A 20,538-nucleotide genomic window follows, 5' to 3' on the forward strand; every position below is an offset into this window, starting at 1 on the left:
ATTAGCGAATAACAATCAACTTTTTAGTGATTGAATCACCTTTCTTAAAGAGCAATTCCCCGCTCTCTTTATCATAAATATCTTCAGAAACTTCAAAATAAACCAGGTAAATCCCACTGACAATGACCTGCCGGTAGTCGGTAATAGAATTCCAGGCTTCATCGCCACTACCGTCATTATGATCAATGGTAGCGATCAAATCGCCACGTTCGGTGTAAATTTTGATCATGCACTTGCCCGGAATATTGTAGAACATGATCTTATCATATTCTTTAGGAAATTGCATTTCCCGCGCGCTGGCTTTAATGTAATAAGGATTAGGAACAATGCGTATCTGGCTTAATGACGTACCGGATTGTCTTTTCAAATAAGCGGGTTCCGTGGTACGCGTGTAATACTTACTGCTGTGTAAACTGCCATGCGGATTGGCGTCAGTCTGGTTATTGGAACCATCGTTAAAAGACACAATGTAGTAATAATACGAATACCCACGAACGGCTGAAACATCATTAAAGCTGTGTACAATTTCCGGATTTTTCGTACCCTTACCGCAGGCAAATATTTCCTGAAAAACCGTGTCTGGCTTGCCAACAGCACGATAAATGCGGTAACCGGCAAAATCGGCATCCCCTTCAGACGGACTGGCAGCCCACTTTAATTTAATCAGGTCTCCACCGGATTCTACCTCAAACACGGGCGGTGGCAGCGGAGGTTGCGGGATTTCATAGTTCATGTCATAATTGCGTTTAGCGCGGCTAAAGGTGAGCATGATGGAATCTTTACCGGTGTAAACCCATTCATTTTTAAATACATCTTTATCATCCGTTGTAGTGCCATCGGGCAATTCAAAGGGGCCTTTGTCCCCAGGATTATCATAGGCTTTTTTCCAGCGTCGGCCTATCAGTTCACACATTTGCCTGCTCAGACCACTGACACCTTCGGCTTCCACAATGGTAATACTATCGCCTGGAGCTAGATCCCAGGGGCCGTAAGCCACCCAGATGTTGGTGCCGCCGGCGTCGTTGTGTACCGTGTAGGGTACCGGATTGGATTCCATGTATTTTTCATCAAATCGCTCATCACCGCCCAGGCCCAGATAGGGAGAACCGCTAAGAATGGTATTGTAAGTTTGAATCATTTGCGGTTCGTTTGGTTTTGAGATGCCCTGAATATCAGGCCGTTTGTCTCCGGCATGCCAGCCCAGGATGACCGGCTGGTTGGGATCGTCGCTGTGATCGTTGGGGCCTTTGTCCACGTGCAAAATAGCTACGCCGGCGTGATGCGGCGCTTTTAACCTACCGGTTCCGGTGTAATCCGGAGCGCCAATATTGTCGATCACGGTATTGACATCGCCCTGTCCGGCCCATTGAAAACCGCAGCGAATCCAATCCACAATCGGATTGTTCAGCGTAATTTTTTCGTTGGCATGAGCCGCATAATCTTCGCCACGACGCGTTGTCCAGCTAAATTTGCCCCATTGTTGAGGCCCGCCAATAACCGTTGCCCCCTCGCGGCAAACGCTGTAACGCGTTCCCCAGGCAACACGCACGCCTTTCAATGTCTGATTGGGTAACTCAATTTCATCATCGTAGTCGGTGTTTCCTGTATTTACAAAGGTAAATATCTTAATGTAGTAATTGTCGTGATACTGCTGACTAAAAGCATAAATCGTACGTTTTAAGGTAAGTCCCATGGTTGTGTTGACCACATTCTTAATAATGCGATCGGGAACGATATTGGGATTGATCTCATCAATATCATCCAGATAGGGAGCCGTGAGATTGTTGCCATCGACAAACACGTAAGGCGGTTCAAATTTGGCAATCTGTTTCAGTTCCATAGGGAAAAGCGATTCATCCACAAAACCGGCCGCAAAATAGATCACATATTTTTCGAAAGATGTACCCAGTTCATCTTTAAAATTTTCACAACCAATCCAGAAACGTTTAATGACCGAATTGTCCTGCATGGGATATTCGGCCGGCCAGCGCAATCCTTCATAATAACGATTGTTCCAGGCGCGTTCAGAGCCATAGGCTGAAAAATGACTTTGTAAAGAGCCAATACGGATGTAACGTTTTTCAGTTGACTGCACCTGCGCACTTAATACCCTAATGCCCAGAAACAGTAAACTTACGGCGATCGTTAATCTTCTTATCATATACTGCTTTTTCATTTTATTTAACAAATCCCAGGTTTAAGTTTAATTTAATTCCCCAGAAAATATCTCTCGGATTTAAAAAGGTTAAAGCCTTAATATTTGGCATATCGATGTACGATTTTTTCTTAATGCGTTCCTTGTTCCGAGCAGAAATCTCCGGATCATTATTCGGATTTGGTTCCAGAGGATCGTAAGCCACGCCCACCGGACGATAATCGCCTATGCGATCATTGCCCTTTTCGTCTCCGGTTTCCCAGGAGAAACGCAACGAGTTCATATAGTCAATAAAATCGTGATTATCGGAAAAACCGGCATAGCTCATGTATTTAAAGTTGAACACATTACGCACATCCATAAAGAATTGTAAGTCAAAAGAGTGATTTCCGGTCCTTACGGTAAATTTTTTAGAGAATCTTAAATCGACATTGTAGTAATCTCGCCATTGCGTATTGTACAGAACACCCGGTTTATTGTAAGGATTGAAGGTGTAGTAGCTTCCTTCGCGATACACGGCCAGGATGTTCAAATCAAAATCGGAAAGCAACCCCATGCCGCCCAGTTTGGGGCCAAAATCGGAAGGCGTTCTGAAACTAAGGTCCACCCGCGCATAAGGTTGAGGACGGGGCTTGGATTGATAGGGATTCTCGCGCAAATATTGCCGTTGCTCGTTTGGATCTTCGTAATACCGTAAATAGCCAAAATACCCGGACGTATTAACGTCGTACGTATAGTTGACAAAACCGGTAACCCATTTTCCGTAACGTTTGGTCAAGGTAAATTCCACACCGCGAATATCTTCGTAGTTTAAATCGGACATCTTGTAATAGCTCACCGTACCGTTGATGTTCCGGTAATAAACCCAACTGGGCTGGTTGCTAATGTCTTTGTAATATCCGGCTATTTTCAAAAGGAACATATTGAACAGATTGTGTTCATAGCCAAGCTCGTAGGCTACCGTTTTTTCAAAACGCAATTCAGGATTCCCCAAATAGGTCACCAATCCATTGGATTCTCTTTGTAAGCGGAACCGATAGGACGAAGCGGGTTCGGTTCTGAAATGTCCGTAATTGAAATACAGTTTGGCATTTTCGGAAATGGGATGCGAAATTCCTAACCTTGGGCTGATGGCAACTTGCGGTTTGGCTTTTTTACGTGGCACTTGCTCTTCAATCAAATTGCCATAACCTGCTTTTAAATAGGGATCGTAAGGCCCCAGTTCATACCAATCTACATCGGGATCAGAATAATCCAGTCGCACACCGAGATTGGCGATGAAACCTTCATATTCCAATTTGTCCTGCAGATACATGCCCAGGCGGTAAGGTTTCACTTTGTAAATCATGCTGCGCGTCCAGGTGCTCATACTGGGACTATAGGTGCCCGAATTGATATCGTAAATATTGTAAACAAAGCGCAATCCGGTTTTTATCTGATTTTTACTATTCACCTGGCTGGTTAAATTAAAATCGAAAGAGTAGGTAGAAATGACGCTGCGGTCACGCCCCAAATTCATCCAGCCGCCGATGCTGGTCCCATCGATGCCGGCCACCGCATACCCCCAGTAACCATAAGGCGCTTCATCGGTAAAGTAGCCGGGTACTGGTTCATATTTTTTACTGGTATCGCGCAAAGCCATCTGAAAAGTTTTGTAGCGGCTCACTTTGTACTGAAAACTGGCATCGTAAAAGGTGCGCGAAGATAAGGCATGAGTCATTTTTGCGCCAATCAAGGTACGATAAATATCTCCCGGGCTGAAATAACCGGGCATGTACAGGATGCTGGCACCGGTGGAACTACTCAGCAAGTCAGCCACCTCGGATTGGGAACGAAGCAGTCGGCCTGTAGGCGTGGTTGTCCATTGATATGGCGAAACCGAGAATACTTCGCCATACATGCCTGTTAAAATGACCTTGATACTGCTGGTTGGATTGAAAGTGTATTTTAACTGTGTCTGTTGCTCATTGTAGCCACTGCGTGACAGCGGGAAAACGAACATTTCTTTGGTTTTGTAAAAGGTCAGATGGAATTTGGATTTGAATTTATTGCGCCATTCCGGCACCAGGCCCATGATCGGGTCTGGCCCATTGAGAGACATATCGATCACGTAATCCGGTTCGTGAATTTCGCCCTGGCGTCGCCGTTGCCATTCGAACAAACGCATAGCCCCATCTGGGGTTAAATCATTTGAAGGGTCGTTATCCTGCAAGGTTGCAAAGGAGATAGCGTTCCAGCCCTGGAATTTGGGATATTGTCGCTGCGTGTAATCGTCCCAGGCCCCATTGTTGGTACCGGTCCACATGACAGCCGGATCAAAATAGGGCCGATTGAAGTAGGAATCGCGGCTGTAAAGAGAAGGGCCAAAATGTTTTTTAGGCTGACCTAAAAAGGAGATGTCTCGCAAACTGCTGAAAATACTTAAATTGTAACGATCCGTGCTCCCTTCCTTGGTCACCACATTAACCAGGCCGGCCCGCAAATCGCCATATTCTGCATTAAACCCACCGGTCTGAACCTGAATCTCTTTGATGGCTGTAATACTGTTGAAGGAATAGGGCATGTTGGATCGTTCATCGTTCATGGATAGACCATCTACCATATAGAGCACCTGGCGCGGACTGCTGCCCCGAACAATGATGCCATCGGCGCTGGATTCAATTCCGGCCTGTAATACCAGAGCCTGATTGACACTGGTGATCGGTAAATTTTCGATGGCTTTGGCTTCAAGATTTAACTGGCTATTGGAAATGTCTTTTACTACGATGGGGCGACTGGCCTCCACAACCACGGTTTCTGTTTCAAGCACCTGCTCTTTTAATTTAATGTTCAGCTTGGTGGTCAAATCGATTCTAACCACCACGTTTTTAATTTCTACAGGCGTATAGCCAACATAGGCCGCTTTTACCGTGTAGGTACCAGGTGGTACATTCAAAATCACGAAATAGCCATCTGCGTCACTGGCCGCACCAATGGTTTGATTACCAATTTCAACATAAACATTGGCACCAGGCAGTGGTTCCCCGGTATTAGCGTCTGTGATCAGGCCACTGATTTTACCGGTAGTGCCGGCCCAAATCATGGCGCTGCTCAACAGCAGGCTAATCAGTATTTTTGTCATCTTTACCATAGCACTTCTTATGTTTTATGTTCAAAACGAAACGTTAAAAGAAAATCTGTGAACATTGTTAAAAATGCCAAACGGCGTATATGAATAATCGAGAGCTACATTCATCCCAGAAACGGTTGGCGTAAAGCCTACACCAAAACTCATGCCCTGTTCATCCGTAGGGGTGGTGTACCCCATACGCAGGGCCAGCGTCTTCCTTAACACATATTCAACTCCCATATCCAGCTGCTCAGGATAATCGCGGGGATGGGTGGCATCAATGGAAACAAGCAGGCGATGATCTTCTGGATTTACCTGCATCCAATCCAGCACATTCATGGAAACCCCCATCTCAAAATTGAGAGGCAATTGAAAAGATTCTTCAATGTATTCGATCTCTTGCGAAAAGTTACGAATATTCATACCAAAAATCAGGCTTTTAAAACCAGTTTTGTACAAAATACCAAAGTCAAAGGCCAGAACGCCGACATTAAATTTCTCTGTCTGCTGGAACTCATCCGCACCAAAACTGACCACACCACCGCCCAGATCCTGAAAAGCGTATTTGATCTGCCCGCCAACCGAAAATTTATTGGTCAGCGCTTTGGCATAGCCAATACCAACCGCATAGGCAAAGGGAGAGAATTCGCCCACATCCAGATACCCTTTTTCGTTGTTGGCCAGGATCGTGCTCTGCATGGTGCCATAATCAACGCTCAAAAAACTGAGGCCGAACACACCCAACGCGCCATTCATGGGCCGATAAGCAACCGAACCGTACAGATAGCCGATATCGGCAATCCATTTTACTTGGCCCAACGAAAGATCAAACGTGTATGGCATACGCGACATGGAAGCAGGATTATAAAACAGAGCGGTCGATTTACTTTCCAGGGAAGTCAGAGCACCGCTTAATGCGCTGGAACGGGCATCAACCGATATGCTCAAAAACTTGAACCCCGATTGCGCCAGCTTTTGATTTCCTGCCATGCCGGGACTCTCAAATAGTACTGTAAGGAAAGAAGCGATCAATAGTATTTTTAGGATCGTTCTCATTATGCTACCCATTCTTTAAATTAACGGATTATTACAAATTTGATTGTTTTACGATCTCCTTTTTTGAAAAGGAGTTTGCCATCAGGGCCGGGAATATTTTGCGTTACTTCAATGACGGCAATGTAAACCCCACTGACCACAACCTGATTGGATGAAGTGGTCGCAAACCAGTACTCATCCCCACTGCCATCATTGTGTTCAATGGTTTTGATCAGTTCACCCGTTTCGGTGTAAATCTTAATCCGACACTGTCCCGGAATATCAAAAAAGGCCAATTTATCAGATTCCCTTCCGCCGATGTAGCGTAAACGCCCTTCGCTGGAAGAGATGATAAACGGATTGGGCACCACGCGAATTTGATCCAGGCTGGTACCCTGCGGACGTTTGAGGAATACCGGATCGTAGGTTTGGGTCCAGTAACGGCTACTGGAAAGGCCATTTTCGCCGACCGACTGAATGTAGTAATAGTAAGCCACGCCACGAACCGGGCTCAAATCATCAAAATTACGCGCCGATTTGTCCAGCTCGGCAATTAGAGCCGGTTGTTGCAGGGGATTATTGTACTCCCCGCGCATGCGATAGATGCGAAAGCCCTTTAAGTTTTCTTCATCAAAGACTTCCCAGTTTAGCTTAATGCGATCACCGCCGCCGACTACATTAAACACTTTGGGCGGTTTTGGCGGACGAGCTATCTGATAATCGGATAGGTAATTGTCAATGGCATTTCTGAATGTTTTAAACAAAGAATCCTTACCAGTCAATACCCATTTGTTTTTGGTCTTATCGTCAATCAAACCACGTTTGTATTGCTTTCCGATTTCGGTAGCCACGGGGGTACTCAAACCGTTGACCGCTTCAACAATAATGATGTGAATGCTTTCGCCCGGACCGATGGTGTAAGGTCCATAGCCGGCCCCGGCCGAAAAACCGCCTGGCTTTCCGGAGCGCGGAGCCCCGACGTCAATATTGGCGCCCGTCTTCTGCGTCTCAAACTTTCCGCTAGGGACAACAGCCCAGGCATGACGTGGATTCATGTGTCCATATTCGGCCCATTTATACCGTTTTTGCATTTCTTGTACGTTGTAAGGATCGCTATTGGGCCCGGTCTCTGGCAGGTCAGAACCGTACCAACCGGTCGTTCTTGGTTGTTCCGGATCATCCGACTTATCGGTGGTAGATTTATCGGCATGCAGGGTTAAAGCGCCAATGAACTGCGGAGCGCCCAGTCGCCCAACGGTATCGTAATCGGCCACATAAGGCGCAAAAGGACGCCAGATAGGACCGCCAATATTATCGTAGCTCACAACCTTGTCCTGGAAATAACCATGCCAGGCCCATACCGCACGCAATTTTTTACCTTTGTATTCCCGGTATTCCTGAGGTACACCATACTGATCATCCAGACCATCGCCAACCCAGTCATGCATGGTGTTCATACCCCAACCTGATCCATTGCCAATAATGTAGCGCGTCTGAAAACACGGAGCCCAGCGATATTGATAGAAAAACCAGACATCCTGCAAGGTATTATTGGGCAATTCTATCTCCGGGTCATTGTCGATATTACCTGTATTGGTAAAGGTGTAATCCATGATCATGTAATTGTCGTGCCCGGGCACGCTAAATTGCATAATCTTACGTTCCATCGTCAGGCCCAGAAGCGTATTGGTCACATTGACCACCATCATGTCCGGATCGATGCTGGGATCGATGCGATCCACCTGAATATTCTTTTCATAAGTGAGAATGCCATCGACAAATACTGTGGGTCTTACAAATTTGGAAACCAGTTCCAGTTTTTGCGGATAGAACTCGCCAAATCCCTTGGAACGCGGTCCGACGGTCACCAGCTTATATTCATAAAAATCGCCCCGTTCGTCCGTAAAGTTTTTACAACCGATCCAGAAGCCTTTAGCAGCCTGAATATCCTGATAGGGCAAAATAGCTGGCCATTGGGCGCCATCCTGCTGATTGGCAGAAGAGGAACGGCCGACTTCGATTTCGCAGCCCATTTCCGAAAACCAGTTATGGAAAGAACCGGCCGCTAACCATCTATATTCCTGGGCAAATAACAGGTTTGGCAGAACTAAAACACTTAATAGCCATTGCCATAAAATCTTTCTACGATTCATAAGATTCCCCAGTCGCATTATTTAAACAAATTAATGTTGATTTCCACCGAACCGCCCGGAAAGGTTTCGCTATTATTTTCCAGAGAATATTTTACGCCGGGCTGAGCGTTTTGTGGAATTTGTCCTTTGAATATGATTAATTTAAATGGCGGATATTCCTCTTTCTTCCCGTCTCCGTCCGCATCGTATTTGATGGTTGGCGGAATAATTTCCACATAAACCTCTGCTCCGCGAATATCCAGGTCCAGATTACCGCCGGTTTCCGGATCTTTCAGGAAATTTTCGCCCGGGAAATCATAACTGGGATCACCGTAAAGATTTGAATCATCCGGCTTTTCAGGATTGGTAAAAGTCCCCATGTCGTAGCGTTTACCATCTTTTACAATGTAGCTGGAATACTTCCACAATTTGGTAAAATCGCTTTTTTGCGAAAGAGCGCTGATATCGGGCAATTGCAGTCCGGGCTCTAAAAGCGAATCCCCTTTCACAAACCAGATGCCCACAATTTTATCTGAATTTTCAGCTTTTACGACCTGGAAGGTGTCGGTAGCAGCCGCTGCATCAAATTTTAGCAGGAAATCGTCGCCCACCGAAAACGTGGCCTGATTTGCTTTAAGCTTGGCCGCCAGTACGGAATAGAGGCTGGGCGTACTTAAAGTATCTTCCGTCTCCATCGTAATTAACAGGGTATGCATCTTTTGTAAAACGCCCATATTCAAATCATATTCCATATCAATCAAATCCCCGTCGCCATTGACTTCAAAGGAGTCGATAGGGGTGTACAGTTCAATTTTGGCGCTGTCGTAAACGGCCCACATCACATAGCGGGCATTTGGCGCGGGCGTCTGCAGCCCTTGTAGATTGACCTTCAACAGGGATTGTTGCTCTTCCGGACTTAACAGATCATTCTTTTGACAGGCAAAAATCAAAACCAGAATGATCAATAAGGCCACTATTTTGCTGAAAAAACCTAACCGATTCATCAATTTAGTTTCCTCTTTTTTTTATAACTCAAATGAAAAACGAATTCCAAAGAACACATCTCTTGGATTTAGAAAAGTAAGGAATTCCTGATTGGGCATATCGATGTACGCCTTGTTCTTCAACACCCAATCTGTGTATTTTTTATCCTGAACATAGGCGCCCTGATCGGCATCGTACTTGTAGTATTTACCGCCATCTTTCAGATAGTACAAGTAATTAGGATTACCTTGCTGAGGGAGAAAATCCATTGAATCGTAAACTTCAATCGGAACAAACTTAATACCAGGACGGCGATAAACACCAGGCCGATCATTGCCCGGAATATTGTAATAACCGAACTGCTCTACTCCTTCGGTGGAAGCGGGCAGGTGCAACGATTTCATGTAATCGCGTTTGTCCTGTCCATCCACAAAACCGTAGTCGGTCATATATTTGTAGTTGAACAAATTATTGATATCAACAAAAAATTCCAGGTTGCCCAAATTTTTAATCTTAAAGTTTTTACTAATACGCAAATCAAAATTCAGATAATCCACCCATTGCAAATTGGCGAACAAACCAGGAATCGATCCCCCGCCGGCCCAGGTTTCGTAACGCCCAGCTTTCCAGTTACCCAATAAATTAATGAAGATATCCGACAGAGGCTGGAAACCTAAAATTTTGGGTCCGAATTCAGGCGGTGTAAAAAAATCGATGTTAGCCCGCGCATAAGGCCTTGGCTTAGGTTTGCTCTGATAGTAAAAAGAGGTTTCCAATTCATATTGTCTTTGCTGGGCCGGATTTTCATAATAGCGACCATAGCCAAAATAACCATAAGTACTTACCATATAGGTGTAGTTGACAAAACCTCTAACCCATCGGCCGCGATTTTTATTTATGGTAATTTCAAAGCCGCGGATGTCCTCATAGTTATTGGGTTCCTGCCGGTAGTAACTGACGGAACCGTCCAGGTTTTCGTAAAGAATTAAAGTGGGCTGCAAAGTAATATCTTTGTAATAACCGGCAGCGCGCACTAAAAATTGATTCATAATATTATGTTCATAGCCCAATTCGTAAGCCACGGTCTTTTGTAATTCACTATTGGGATTGCCAACACGCGTAATCTGATTCAAGAAGCTGTTTTCACGCAGAATGAACAGATCTTCCGGTTGCGGTAACTGCCTAAAATGGCCGTAATTAAAATAGAGCTTACTGTTTTCTGTAACAGGAAAAGCAATGGCTAAACGCGGGCTAAAGGTAAACAAATGCTTGGTTGACCTGGAGGGCAACAAGCTGTCGATGCCGGCCGGATTTTCATCCACCAGCAGATTGATAGCCGGATTATACGGATCGCTTTCCAGATCGTACCATTTACCCCCGGCATGGAAATAGTCCATGCGCACACCAATGGTAGCGATCATTCCCTGGAACTCTAATTTGTCCTGGATGTACAGAGCGCCCCGCACAGGCTTGCGATCCCATTTGGTCTGCGTATTGGACGAAGGTAAAAATTCATCATATCGCCCATAATTAACCTGGCTGTGAGTCAAGACAAATTCACCACCAAATTTGACATTGTTGAAACGGTTAACCTGTTTAGTATAATCGGCATTAAACGAATAAGTGGTAACCTTACTGCTGTCGCGTGCATTACTGAAGCCTGCTCCCATGCGCAAACCATTAATACCGGCCACAGATAGAGGCTCAAAACCAAAGGGGCCTTCATCCACATAATAATTATTACCGAATTTGTATTTTTTGGTGCGATCGCGATACCTTCCGACCCCCTTATGGTATTCTGAACGGAAGATACTGAAACTAGCTTCGTAAAAGGTTTTTTCATCCAACGCGTGCGTCCATTTAATACCGACATTTTTGTAATCGGTACGGGCCGGTCCCCAGTAATCGGTGGCAAACATACGGGCATCGATGTATTTGGGCCCATTACTTAATTCCCGCCCAATTTGCCAGGAGGCCGTAAACATACCGGGCGAACCATTGCGAAAACGATCCACGCCAGTTTCCCGGCCCAACAAACCGCTGACCATTAATTTTTTTCCGCTACCGACATCCGAGGTTATTTTTGTTTGGAAGGTCCATGTACGATATGCATCATCCTGCAGCGGGATGACATAAGCATCCTGGGTTTTACGGAATGAACTAAAAAAGCGTAAATTACCCAGGTCTTTACTGACAAAAGGCACAGGACCGCCAAAGCTCATGTCGCCGACATAATCCGGAATCTGAATGTCCAGCTGGCGGCGATGCTGAAACAGGAAAACCTGTTGTGCCGCTTCTGGCGTTAAATCATCGTTGGGATCGTCATTTTGCAAAGTTTCAAACGATATCTGATTCCAGCCTTTAAATTCCGGATATTGACGCTGCGTGTAATAATCCCAGTTGCCGTTTTTGGTCCCAGTCCAGCACACGGCATCATCCACGTAAGGACGTATCCAGTAGGATTCGGGCGCATTGGGAGAATGTCCGAAGTGCTTGGGTGCAGGAGCACGATAGCGGCCCAAAAAGGCCACCGAGTATCTGTCTTTTTTTCCCTCTTTGGTCACCACATTTACTACACCAGACCGGATATTTCCGTATTCTGCACTGAAGCCACCCGCCTGAACCTGCATTTCATCGACCGCGGTTAAACTAATTCCTGTAAAGGGCGAATTGTCACGCTCATTCCTCAGAGTGATTCCGTCCATCACAAAGGCCACTTCGCTCAGGCCACCGCCACGAATCGACAGCCCTTCAATACCGGCCTGCAGCCCGACAACGCTGCTCACATTAACCACCGGAATGGCTTTGATCTCTTCGCTACTAATATTGGCGCGGCTGGCAGCGACGTCTTTTTCTACCACAGGTCTGCTGGCTACAACAACGATCTCTTCACCTTCCAGAGCTTGTTCTTTTAGTTCAGTATTGATAATTGTGGTCTGATCAATATTCACCTTCACCTTGGTTACTTTTTGCGGGGCATAACCTACCATGGAAAACGACAGGGTGTACTCGCCGGGAGGAACATTCGTAATGACATAATAGCCGTCTAAATCCGTTGAAGCGCCCAAAACAGTCCCTTCAATAACCACATTCACGCCGGGCAGCGCTTCACCAGTTCGGACATCTGTAACCTGCCCGGTAATTTTGCCCGTCGTTCCAGCATACAACAGATTTAAACAAGCAATGGTGAGGATAATGGGGATAACTCGCAGGTATTTCATAAAACTAAACTCCTTTGAGTTTAAATAATGGCCTTGTATTGATTACAAGAGGTTTGACAACATTCCTAACAAACCTCTTATTTTCCAATTTTAATTTGACTGATTAAATTATATTAAATATTTCGCAATAATTCAACAAAAAAAATTCAAATTTTCCCCTTAATGTAAATTCCTTTTTTTTGTTAAGCAACTGAAATTATTATTATTAAACCAATAAATCGGCCTGAAAAAATTTTTTAAACATATTCAAAAAAACGGAAGTATGTTGACTTTCTTAACAATCTATCTTGTAATTGCTCTTAATTATGTTTATTTTTTAGGGAATTCGTAAAATAGATTAAGAAAGGGGGCGCTCTTAAAACAATACCCGTTTGAATCCACACATTTAAAAAATAACAAACTGGAGGGCTTTATGAAGCGTTTTTTACTTTTGATGTTTCTATTTTTCCTCCCACAGCTGATATGGGCCGGGGTTACAGGGAAAATAGCAGGAGTTGTCACCGATGCAAAAACAGGGGAACCATTGCCCGGTGTCAATGTTATCCTGAAAGGGACAACCATGGGCGCAGCATCTGACATGCAGGGTTATTTTGTAATACTCAATGTTCCTCCTGGTACTTACACACTGGAAGCCTCATTTGTTGGGTACAAAAACGTAATCGTCAATGACGTGGAAGTTAGTGTGGATCTAACTACACGTATCGATCTAAAAATGGAGGAAACCACGCTGGAGACCTCAGAAGCCATTACCGTTATTGCTCAAAAGCCTATGATCCGCAAAGACGCGGTTTCCACGAGACATCTTGTTTCATCCCAGGAGATGGAGTTACAACCCATTACCTCTTTTCAAGAAGTGGCCCGATTTCAACCCGGGGTTGTGGGCACGCACTTTCGGGGCGGCCGTTCGGGCGAGGTTCTGGTTTTAATCGATGGTATTCCGGTCCGCGATCCGGCTGGCACGTATTCCGGAAGCTTTGGTGGCTTTACCAGCGATGTTCCTAAACTGGGCATTGAACAGATGGAAGTTTCGCTGGGCGGCTTTAGCGCAGAATACGGCAATGTGCAATCGGGCATTTTAAACCTGGCCCTCAAAGAAGGCGGCAACAAATTTTCAGGGCGCCTGAGGTTTTCATCCAAACCAGGGTTTGGGGCCAACACTTCTTTCAAAGAACATGGATATCGATTCAAACTGCTTCAACCGCTGGAAAATTACTACGAAGGGACGTTGAACGGTCCGATCTGGGGCAACAAAATTTCGTTCTCTGCCTCAGCCCAGATCATTGACCGCAATCAGGGTTTTTACATGAATGAAGAAGCTTTCAAGCAAAATTATCAGGGGAAATTAACGGTTAAATTTACGCCAAACATGAAATTGTCTCTGGGAGCTGTGATCAACAGAAATGAATGGGATAACTTCTATTTTCCGGCTTCAAAATACGGACCGGGCCCCAATTACCAGACCGACACCTATTACAAAGGCGTCCGATCGGGCAGCGATACACTGGAAGTCTATCGTTACGTCAACGACAAGAACCTGTACGGAAAAATAGATATCAAGAACCAGAGCGGCCTTTACGATTCCACAGCGTACAATGTGGTCAAGACCTACTACATAGCAGGCATGCAGGAATATTTGTGGCACCGCAAGCAGGCCAGCAACCTCTTTTACCTGAACTGGACGCACTCCCTAAACGCCAAAACCTTTTATGAGATCCGCTTAAATTCTTTTTATTCCAATTACCACTATTCAACTCTGGATGTGGATGACCGTGACGGCGACGGGAATCGGGATGAAGATTTGCAGTGGGATGTTTCAAAGCCAGGTCCGCACCCCATTTACCGCGAAAGAGAAGATAACTTCTGGTGGCTGCGCGGCGACGATCCAGGTTTCCGAGATCAAAAATCGTGGACGCAAACCCTCAAAGCAGACCTGATCAGTCAGTTGACGCCCAACCACCTGATTAAAGGGGGATTACAACTCGATTATCACACCACAAAGGTTGAAAACATTAGCTGGACCTTAGGCGTTGGCATCTATCGCTTCGACATCTGGACGCAAAACAGTCTTGATGTGGGCGCCTACATTCAAGATAAAATTGAGTATCAGGGCATTATTGGCCTTGTGGGATTGAGGTTCGATGCATTTGATCCTAATGGCATTTACGACGACATCTACTACCCGGCCGATTATGCCAATCCCTTTTCTTCGGTAGGCGCCGATGGCATCCCCATCCTGCAAAATCCCAGAAAAGCTTCCATCAAGTATCAGCTCAGTCCGCGCATCGGCATTTCGCATCCTATCACGGAAAAAAGCATTTTACACTTTACCTATGGCCACTATTTTCAGCGCCCGGACGGCTATTTTCTGTATCGCAACCATTACCTGCAGAGCCTGACAAAAGTAGGGAATTATGTGGGAAATCCCAATCTGAGCCCCGAAAAAACCGTGGCTTACGAATTAGGGGTTGAGCAACAGATTGGCAATGACTACAAAATTACGGTTACCGGTTATTACAAAGATATTACCAATTTGATGAACTATTACAAATATGTGGCACGTTCTGTGGGCGACCGCGAACTCAACGTGTACATGAACGCTGACTACGGAAACTCCAAAGGATTTGAAGTCACCGTTTCCAAACGCGTGGGTAAGTTCTTTGGGGGTAATCTCAATTACACCTATTCCATTGCCAAAGGACGCAGTTCCAGCGCTTCGGGTGGTGCCAATTCCTGGAATTCGGTTAAAAAGATGAACTTTTTAGCCTTTGACCAGACCCATACCGTGAACGCTATTTTAAATTTCAGAACACCAGCCGATTTTGGCGGCACTATTGGCGCCTTTCATCCTTTTGGCAACTGGATGCTGAACATGCTCTTTAAGTATGGCAGTGGCCTTCCTTACTCTTCTTATGGCACAGACCGTGTGAATGACAAGCGGATGCCGGAAACGCACAATCTTGATCTGAAACTGACCAAAGAGCTGCGTTTTAGCAGCCGCTATGGCCTGCGTCTGTTCCTGGATGTTTTCAATGTTTACAACAGGCACAATGTACAGTTCATCGGAGATAATCAGTATTATGAATTAGGCGATCCGAATGATCCAAGCATAAAAGGCGATCCATCGGTCATCTGGCGTGAAGCTGACGGTTCTTACGTCAGAACGCCGCTGGCCTATGCACCAGGGCGCTACATCCGTCTTGGTTTTGAATTGTTTTTTTAATGAATCTTGATTTAAGGAGGTCATAAATGAAAAAGAAAAACCTGTTTCTTGTTTTGATGGTTACCGCCTTCCTCCTGGTGTATGCTTTGCCGGGTCATTCGGCAGACACCAAAAGAAATCAGCAAAAGCTGGCTAAAATTTCTACATTGCAGGAAGACGGCCCCATCGTTGAGAATGATTTTAAATGGCACAAAATCGGCCGTTTATGGAACCGTGTTACCAATTTCGGAAAAGCAGGGGACGATGCCTACCAGAATCGTTCGCCCTCCTGCGATTATCCGGGCGGCTCCGGAAACTCCTACCTCTACCGCGGTTCTTTGTGGATCGGGGCCAAAGTCGATGGCGAAGTACACGTGACCATGCCAGAGGACCTGGAATGGACGCCCATTGATTATGTCCACATGGATTCGCTAACTTCCGAGCGGGCCGACGAAGAGACCTGGACCAAATATTACGATGTGAAATCGCCTCTGGCCACCGGTCACTTTCCATTAGGCATTGAAGTTACTGAACGTACTTATGCCTGGGGAGACGCTCTACGTGGAGATTTCATCATTTATGAGTACACCATTAAAAATGTGGGCATAGACACCGACGGCGATGGGTACCCGGACACGCCGAGGGATCTCACGGAATTCTATTTCACTTACCGTCTGGATGCCGATGTTTCGAAAAAGCCGGAATGGCCAACCGAATCTGTTTTTACAAATCAGGATGATCACGCCGGGGTTAATTCCTCCTGGGGCATTCTGGATCTTTTCCCTGGCTGGAGAGAAGCCGCCGAAGGCTTTTTAACCGATGATCTGGCAGACAGCACGCTTATGTTCATGTGGGATGGCGATAATCCTACCGTGCCAGCTGATAACGGCGAAGATGACGACACCGGTAACCCGGCCGTTGATGGCAAGTTGCAATCGCCCGGCTTCATCGGCTTCAAAATTCTTAAAACCGATCCGCCTACATTCCGGCCTACGTCTTTCCACACCAATCACATTTACAACGATCCAAACACCGATCAGGAAGCCTACGAGCGGATGATGAAACCCCAGGAATTTGAGGCAGACGGGCCGTCCGGCGTGCTGGTTCATCCGCAGACAGGTAAACCCTTTCCCAACGATTACCGCGCTATTATGACGCTCGGCCCCCTGGACACCTTAAAATATGGAGATTCCGTGGTTGTCACAGCCGCTCTGGGCGTGGGGTCCGATCCCGACAGCGGAGGGGTGTACAGTTTAATGAAGCTGGTGCGTATTATGCAAATCGCCCAGTATATGGTAGATATCGATTATGACCAGAATCGTATTAAGGTGGCGCCAGCGCCGGCTGACTTTACAGTTAAAGAAAAATATGACGAACAGGGCCGTACTGTAGGCCTGCGCATTTTGTGGGACAAGGCTTCGGAAGACTCCATCAACTATCCTGATTTTTATGGCTATCGCATCTTTAAACGGATCAAAGGGCAACCCGAATTTGAAGAGTGGACGCAGATTGCCGAGTATTTAAAAGACGGGCAAAGTTCCTGGCCGCCGCCCACTTCCGAAGAGAACAGCGATTTTTATGAACTGGTGGATACCGATCACATTATTAATGGTTTTGAATATGAATATCGGATTCAAACCGTAAGTAATAATTTTCTGTTCGGCATTATTACTAAAGAGACTTCTCTGAAAATCATTCCGGCCAACGCGGTTGCTTCGGATCTCAGTCGGGTTAAAGTGGTGCCGAATCCTTACATCGGTAGCGCCATCTGGAACAATCCGCAGCCCAGCGAAGATTTTCCCTGGCAGCATCGTTTGCAGTTCATCAATCTGCCGGCCGATGCCACGGTAAAAATCTACACTCTGGACCTCGATTTTGTAGCCGAAGTCAAGGCCGGACAAACGGCGCAAAAAATTGAAGGAGGCCAGACGGTCAGTGGCGCCAAAAGCGTAGCTGAATGGGATCTGGTGACACGCAATTTTCAGGAGGCCGCGCCCGGCATTTACATCTACGTGGTGGAATCTCCTACGGCTGGTAAAAAAACCGGTAAATTTGTAATCATCCGTTAAAAGAAATTTGAGGGTAAGATCAATGAAAAGAAAATATATGATTTTAATGCTGTTGTTTGTAGGACTTGTCCTTGGTTCGGCAACAGCCAAAGAATTTGCCCCGGTAGGAAGTTCTGTGGCCCAATTCCTGGAAATTGCCCAGGATGCCCGCGGCACAGGTATGGGCCAGGCCTACACAGCCCTGGTATTCGATGCTCGGTCAGTATTCTGGAATCCGGCCGGGATTGTGGGCGTCAACGGTCGAGCCTTTTATCTGGGGTACAATCAATGGGTGGCCGATATTAACTTTGGCAGCTTTTCCTTTGGTTGGAACTTTGGTACCGCAGGAGCCATCGCCGTGAGCGGCGTGTACCTTTTTTCACCGGAAATGGACGTTACAACTGTAATGCACCCGGAAGGTACCGGTGAAAAATTCAGTCTGAACAATCATTCCTTCGGCCTGACCTATGCCCGGAAATTGACCAACAAACTGGCCTTTGGCATTACGCTGAAATCCGTTCGCGAGTATTACTTCTCTTATGGTTACACCACCTGGGCCTTTGACGTGGGCAGCGTGTACCACACCGGTTTCCGCGGGCTCAAAATTGGCATGTCCATTATGCACTTCGGCCCGGAAATTCGTTACAATCTTTCTTACATCGATTACAGCAATCCGCGATCGTACAAAGAAGGTAAGCGCGTTCGCTCCGATAAATGGTCGCTGCCGGTCAACTTTCGCATTGGCTTTGGCATGAACCTCCTGCAGGAAGAGAATCAAAAACTGGTACTGGCCGGCGATATGGTTCATTCCAACAATAACATCGAATTTTACAACATTGGATTAGAATATGGCTTCCGGAAAATGTTTTTCCTGCGGGGCGGCTATCGCATTAATCTGGATGAAGGCGGCTTAACCTTTGGTCTGGGAGTTAAATTCCCCTGGCTTGACGGCCGTCTGGGACAGATCGATTATTCCTTCTCTGAACGGGGCGTGTTTAGCGGCATCCACCGTTTTTCCGTGGGTTTCGATCTGTAATAACTAAAAACGCATTCACTCATGGAGTCACCTGAATGATCGGGTGGCTCCTTTTTCTCTGGATTGGATTTAAAATGAAACAATTCATCTTTTCTGTTTTATTGCTGATTTTACCTCTGCTCACAGCACAAAGCCAGACCGTTTCCAAAGGCGAGCTGTTCAATCAGGTAAAAATCGATTCTTTAAAAGCGCATGTACAAATTCTGGCCGAAGCCGGAGGGTATTATTCCCGTGTCAATTACACTCCCGGTAACCGCTTTGCCGCGCAATATTTGAGCGCCTATTTCCAGGCATTAGGCGGCGTAGATTCCGTGGCGGTTGACACTTTTACCATTTACAGCGCCAGCCCACCCTACAACACGGAACCGGTGATGAATGTCATCGCATTTAAGCAGGGCACACAAACACCGGAAGAAATCGTTGTTTGCGGGGCTCATTACGATGCCAGCGGCAGCCATGAAGGGAACTGGAACAGCGCCTGGCAAAACATCAAAGCCCAGGGCGCCGATGACAATGCTACCGGCGTGGCTGCCGTTATGGAACTGGCGCGCATCCTTTGTGATCCACAAAATAAGATCACTACCAGAAGAACCATCAAGTTCATTGCCTTTGGGGCGGAAGAGTACCATCCGGTCAATCCCCAGGTGCATCATGCCGGAAGTTTATGGGACGCAGATCAAACGCAAAAAGCCCACCGGAACCTGTATGGCGCTTTAATTCTGGATATGATCGGTTACAACCCCAACACCAATTATTGTGAGGTGATTTCGAACACGCCTTCCCTGTGGATGACCGACGTCGTTTATGACAACCTCAAGAAACAGGTTCCAGACCTGATCATGAATAAGGTGCCGGTGGACGTCCCCTATAGCGACCATCAATCTTATCAGGACTACGGCTATTCCGCCATTTTACTGATGGAAAACGATCGCCCGTGGAACGATCAATATCCGTACTACAACGCCAATCCCTACTACCATTCCACACACGACAAACCCGAGACCATCAATTTTAATCAGGTAAAACTGGTAACCCAACTGGCTCTGGCCAGTTTGCTGGATTATGCGGAAGTCGATTCGGCTACAAATATTGACTTCCGGGAAAAGTTGCATCTGGCCCGGAGTTTTGAGCTCAAAACATTTCCGAACCCTTTTAATGCCCGTTTGACGGTTTCGTTTAAGACCAACGGTCAACCCGTTACAGTTGAAATTTTTAATGCCCGCGGCGCACTAATCACCCCCCTGGCCCGGAACCGCTTCTTTGGGCCGGGTACCCATTACTTACATTGGCAGGCTAAGAACGCGGCCAGCGGAATTTACTTTGTGCAGCTCCGTAGCGCTCATATCAAGGAGAGTCAGAAGGTCATTTTGTTAAAATAGTTTTGGCCAAAACAGGATCAGCTTATAGGGTTTGATTCTTTCTCTTAGAATACTTTCTTAAAATGATCTAGTCCCGCCACGGCGGGATGCGAAATTTTTAATGCTGTTTTAGGGAGGACGTGTTGAAGAGTTGGTTTAAATTATGTCTGCGAATATCTGTGAAATCTGCGCAAAATATAATTGTGATTAAAAAAGTCTCTTGCACTTTTGATTAAGGCTCTGATGCCTTAGAATACTTCC

10 protein-coding genes are annotated in these 20,538 nt (G+C 46.1%); 4 read left to right on the forward strand and 6 right to left on the reverse strand.

The annotated features are described in order from the left end of the window. Window position 1 precedes the first annotated feature (1 nt). Genes ACWB0I_RS02670 through ACWB0I_RS02695 form a run of 6 tightly spaced genes read right to left on the reverse strand, consistent with a single transcriptional unit; the run spans window position 2 to window position 12,636 of the window. Window positions 2–2,161 carry a fibronectin gene (locus ACWB0I_RS02670; protein ID WP_479386489.1) on the reverse strand — a complete coding sequence of 720 codons (2,160 nt, stop codon included), beginning with the start codon at window positions 2,159–2,161 and terminating at the stop codon, window positions 2–4. 16 nt (window positions 2,162–2,177) lie between these two features. Next, the gene (locus ACWB0I_RS02675; protein ID WP_479386490.1) at window positions 2,178–5,285 is read right to left on the reverse strand and encodes a TonB-dependent receptor; all 3,108 of its coding nucleotides are present in this window, start codon (window positions 5,283–5,285) and stop codon (window positions 2,178–2,180) included. A 21-nt stretch (window positions 5,286–5,306) separates the two neighbouring features. Further along, window positions 5,307–6,320 carry a PorV/PorQ family protein gene (locus ACWB0I_RS02680; protein ID WP_479386491.1) on the reverse strand — a complete coding sequence of 338 codons (1,014 nt, stop codon included), beginning with the start codon at window positions 6,318–6,320 and terminating at the stop codon, window positions 5,307–5,309. A gap of 20 nt (window positions 6,321–6,340) precedes the next feature. Beyond that, window positions 6,341–8,452, reverse strand: a complete 2,112-nt coding sequence (locus ACWB0I_RS02685; protein ID WP_479386492.1) for a fibronectin type III domain-containing protein — start codon at window positions 8,450–8,452, stop codon at window positions 6,341–6,343. A 17-nt stretch (window positions 8,453–8,469) separates the two neighbouring features. Beyond that, window positions 8,470–9,435, reverse strand: coding sequence for a hypothetical protein (locus tag ACWB0I_RS02690; protein WP_479386493.1), 966 nt, complete (start codon window positions 9,433–9,435; stop codon window positions 8,470–8,472). Window positions 9,436–9,456: 21 nt separating this feature from the next. Next, window positions 9,457–12,636 (reverse strand): TonB-dependent receptor, encoded by a 3,180-nt coding sequence (locus tag ACWB0I_RS02695; RefSeq protein WP_479386494.1) that lies wholly within the window; start codon window positions 12,634–12,636, stop codon window positions 9,457–9,459. Window positions 12,637–13,048: 412 nt separating this feature from the next. On the opposite strand from ACWB0I_RS02695, the gene ACWB0I_RS02700 reads away from it, so the two are divergent. From ACWB0I_RS02700 to ACWB0I_RS02715, 4 genes are read left to right on the forward strand one after another with little or no spacing between them, the layout of a single operon-like run. Continuing rightward, window positions 13,049–15,856 (forward strand): TonB-dependent receptor, encoded by a 2,808-nt coding sequence (locus ACWB0I_RS02700; RefSeq protein ID WP_479386495.1) that lies wholly within the window; start codon window positions 13,049–13,051, stop codon window positions 15,854–15,856. A gap of 26 nt (window positions 15,857–15,882) precedes the next feature. Beyond that, the gene (locus ACWB0I_RS02705) at window positions 15,883–17,904 is read left to right on the forward strand and encodes a hypothetical protein (RefSeq protein ID WP_479386496.1); all 2,022 of its coding nucleotides are present in this window, start codon (window positions 15,883–15,885) and stop codon (window positions 17,902–17,904) included. Window positions 17,905–17,926: 22 nt separating this feature from the next. Continuing rightward, window positions 17,927–18,919, forward strand: a complete 993-nt coding sequence (locus tag ACWB0I_RS02710; RefSeq protein ID WP_479386497.1) for a PorV/PorQ family protein — start codon at window positions 17,927–17,929, stop codon at window positions 18,917–18,919. 35 nt (window positions 18,920–18,954) lie between these two features. After that, complete coding sequence (locus tag ACWB0I_RS02715) at window positions 18,955–20,298, forward strand: M28 family peptidase (RefSeq protein ID WP_479386498.1); 1,344 nt, start codon at window positions 18,955–18,957, stop codon at window positions 20,296–20,298. The last annotated feature ends 240 nt before the right edge of the window (window positions 20,299–20,538 follow it).

This window comes from Caldithrix sp. (genome assembly GCF_056497305.1).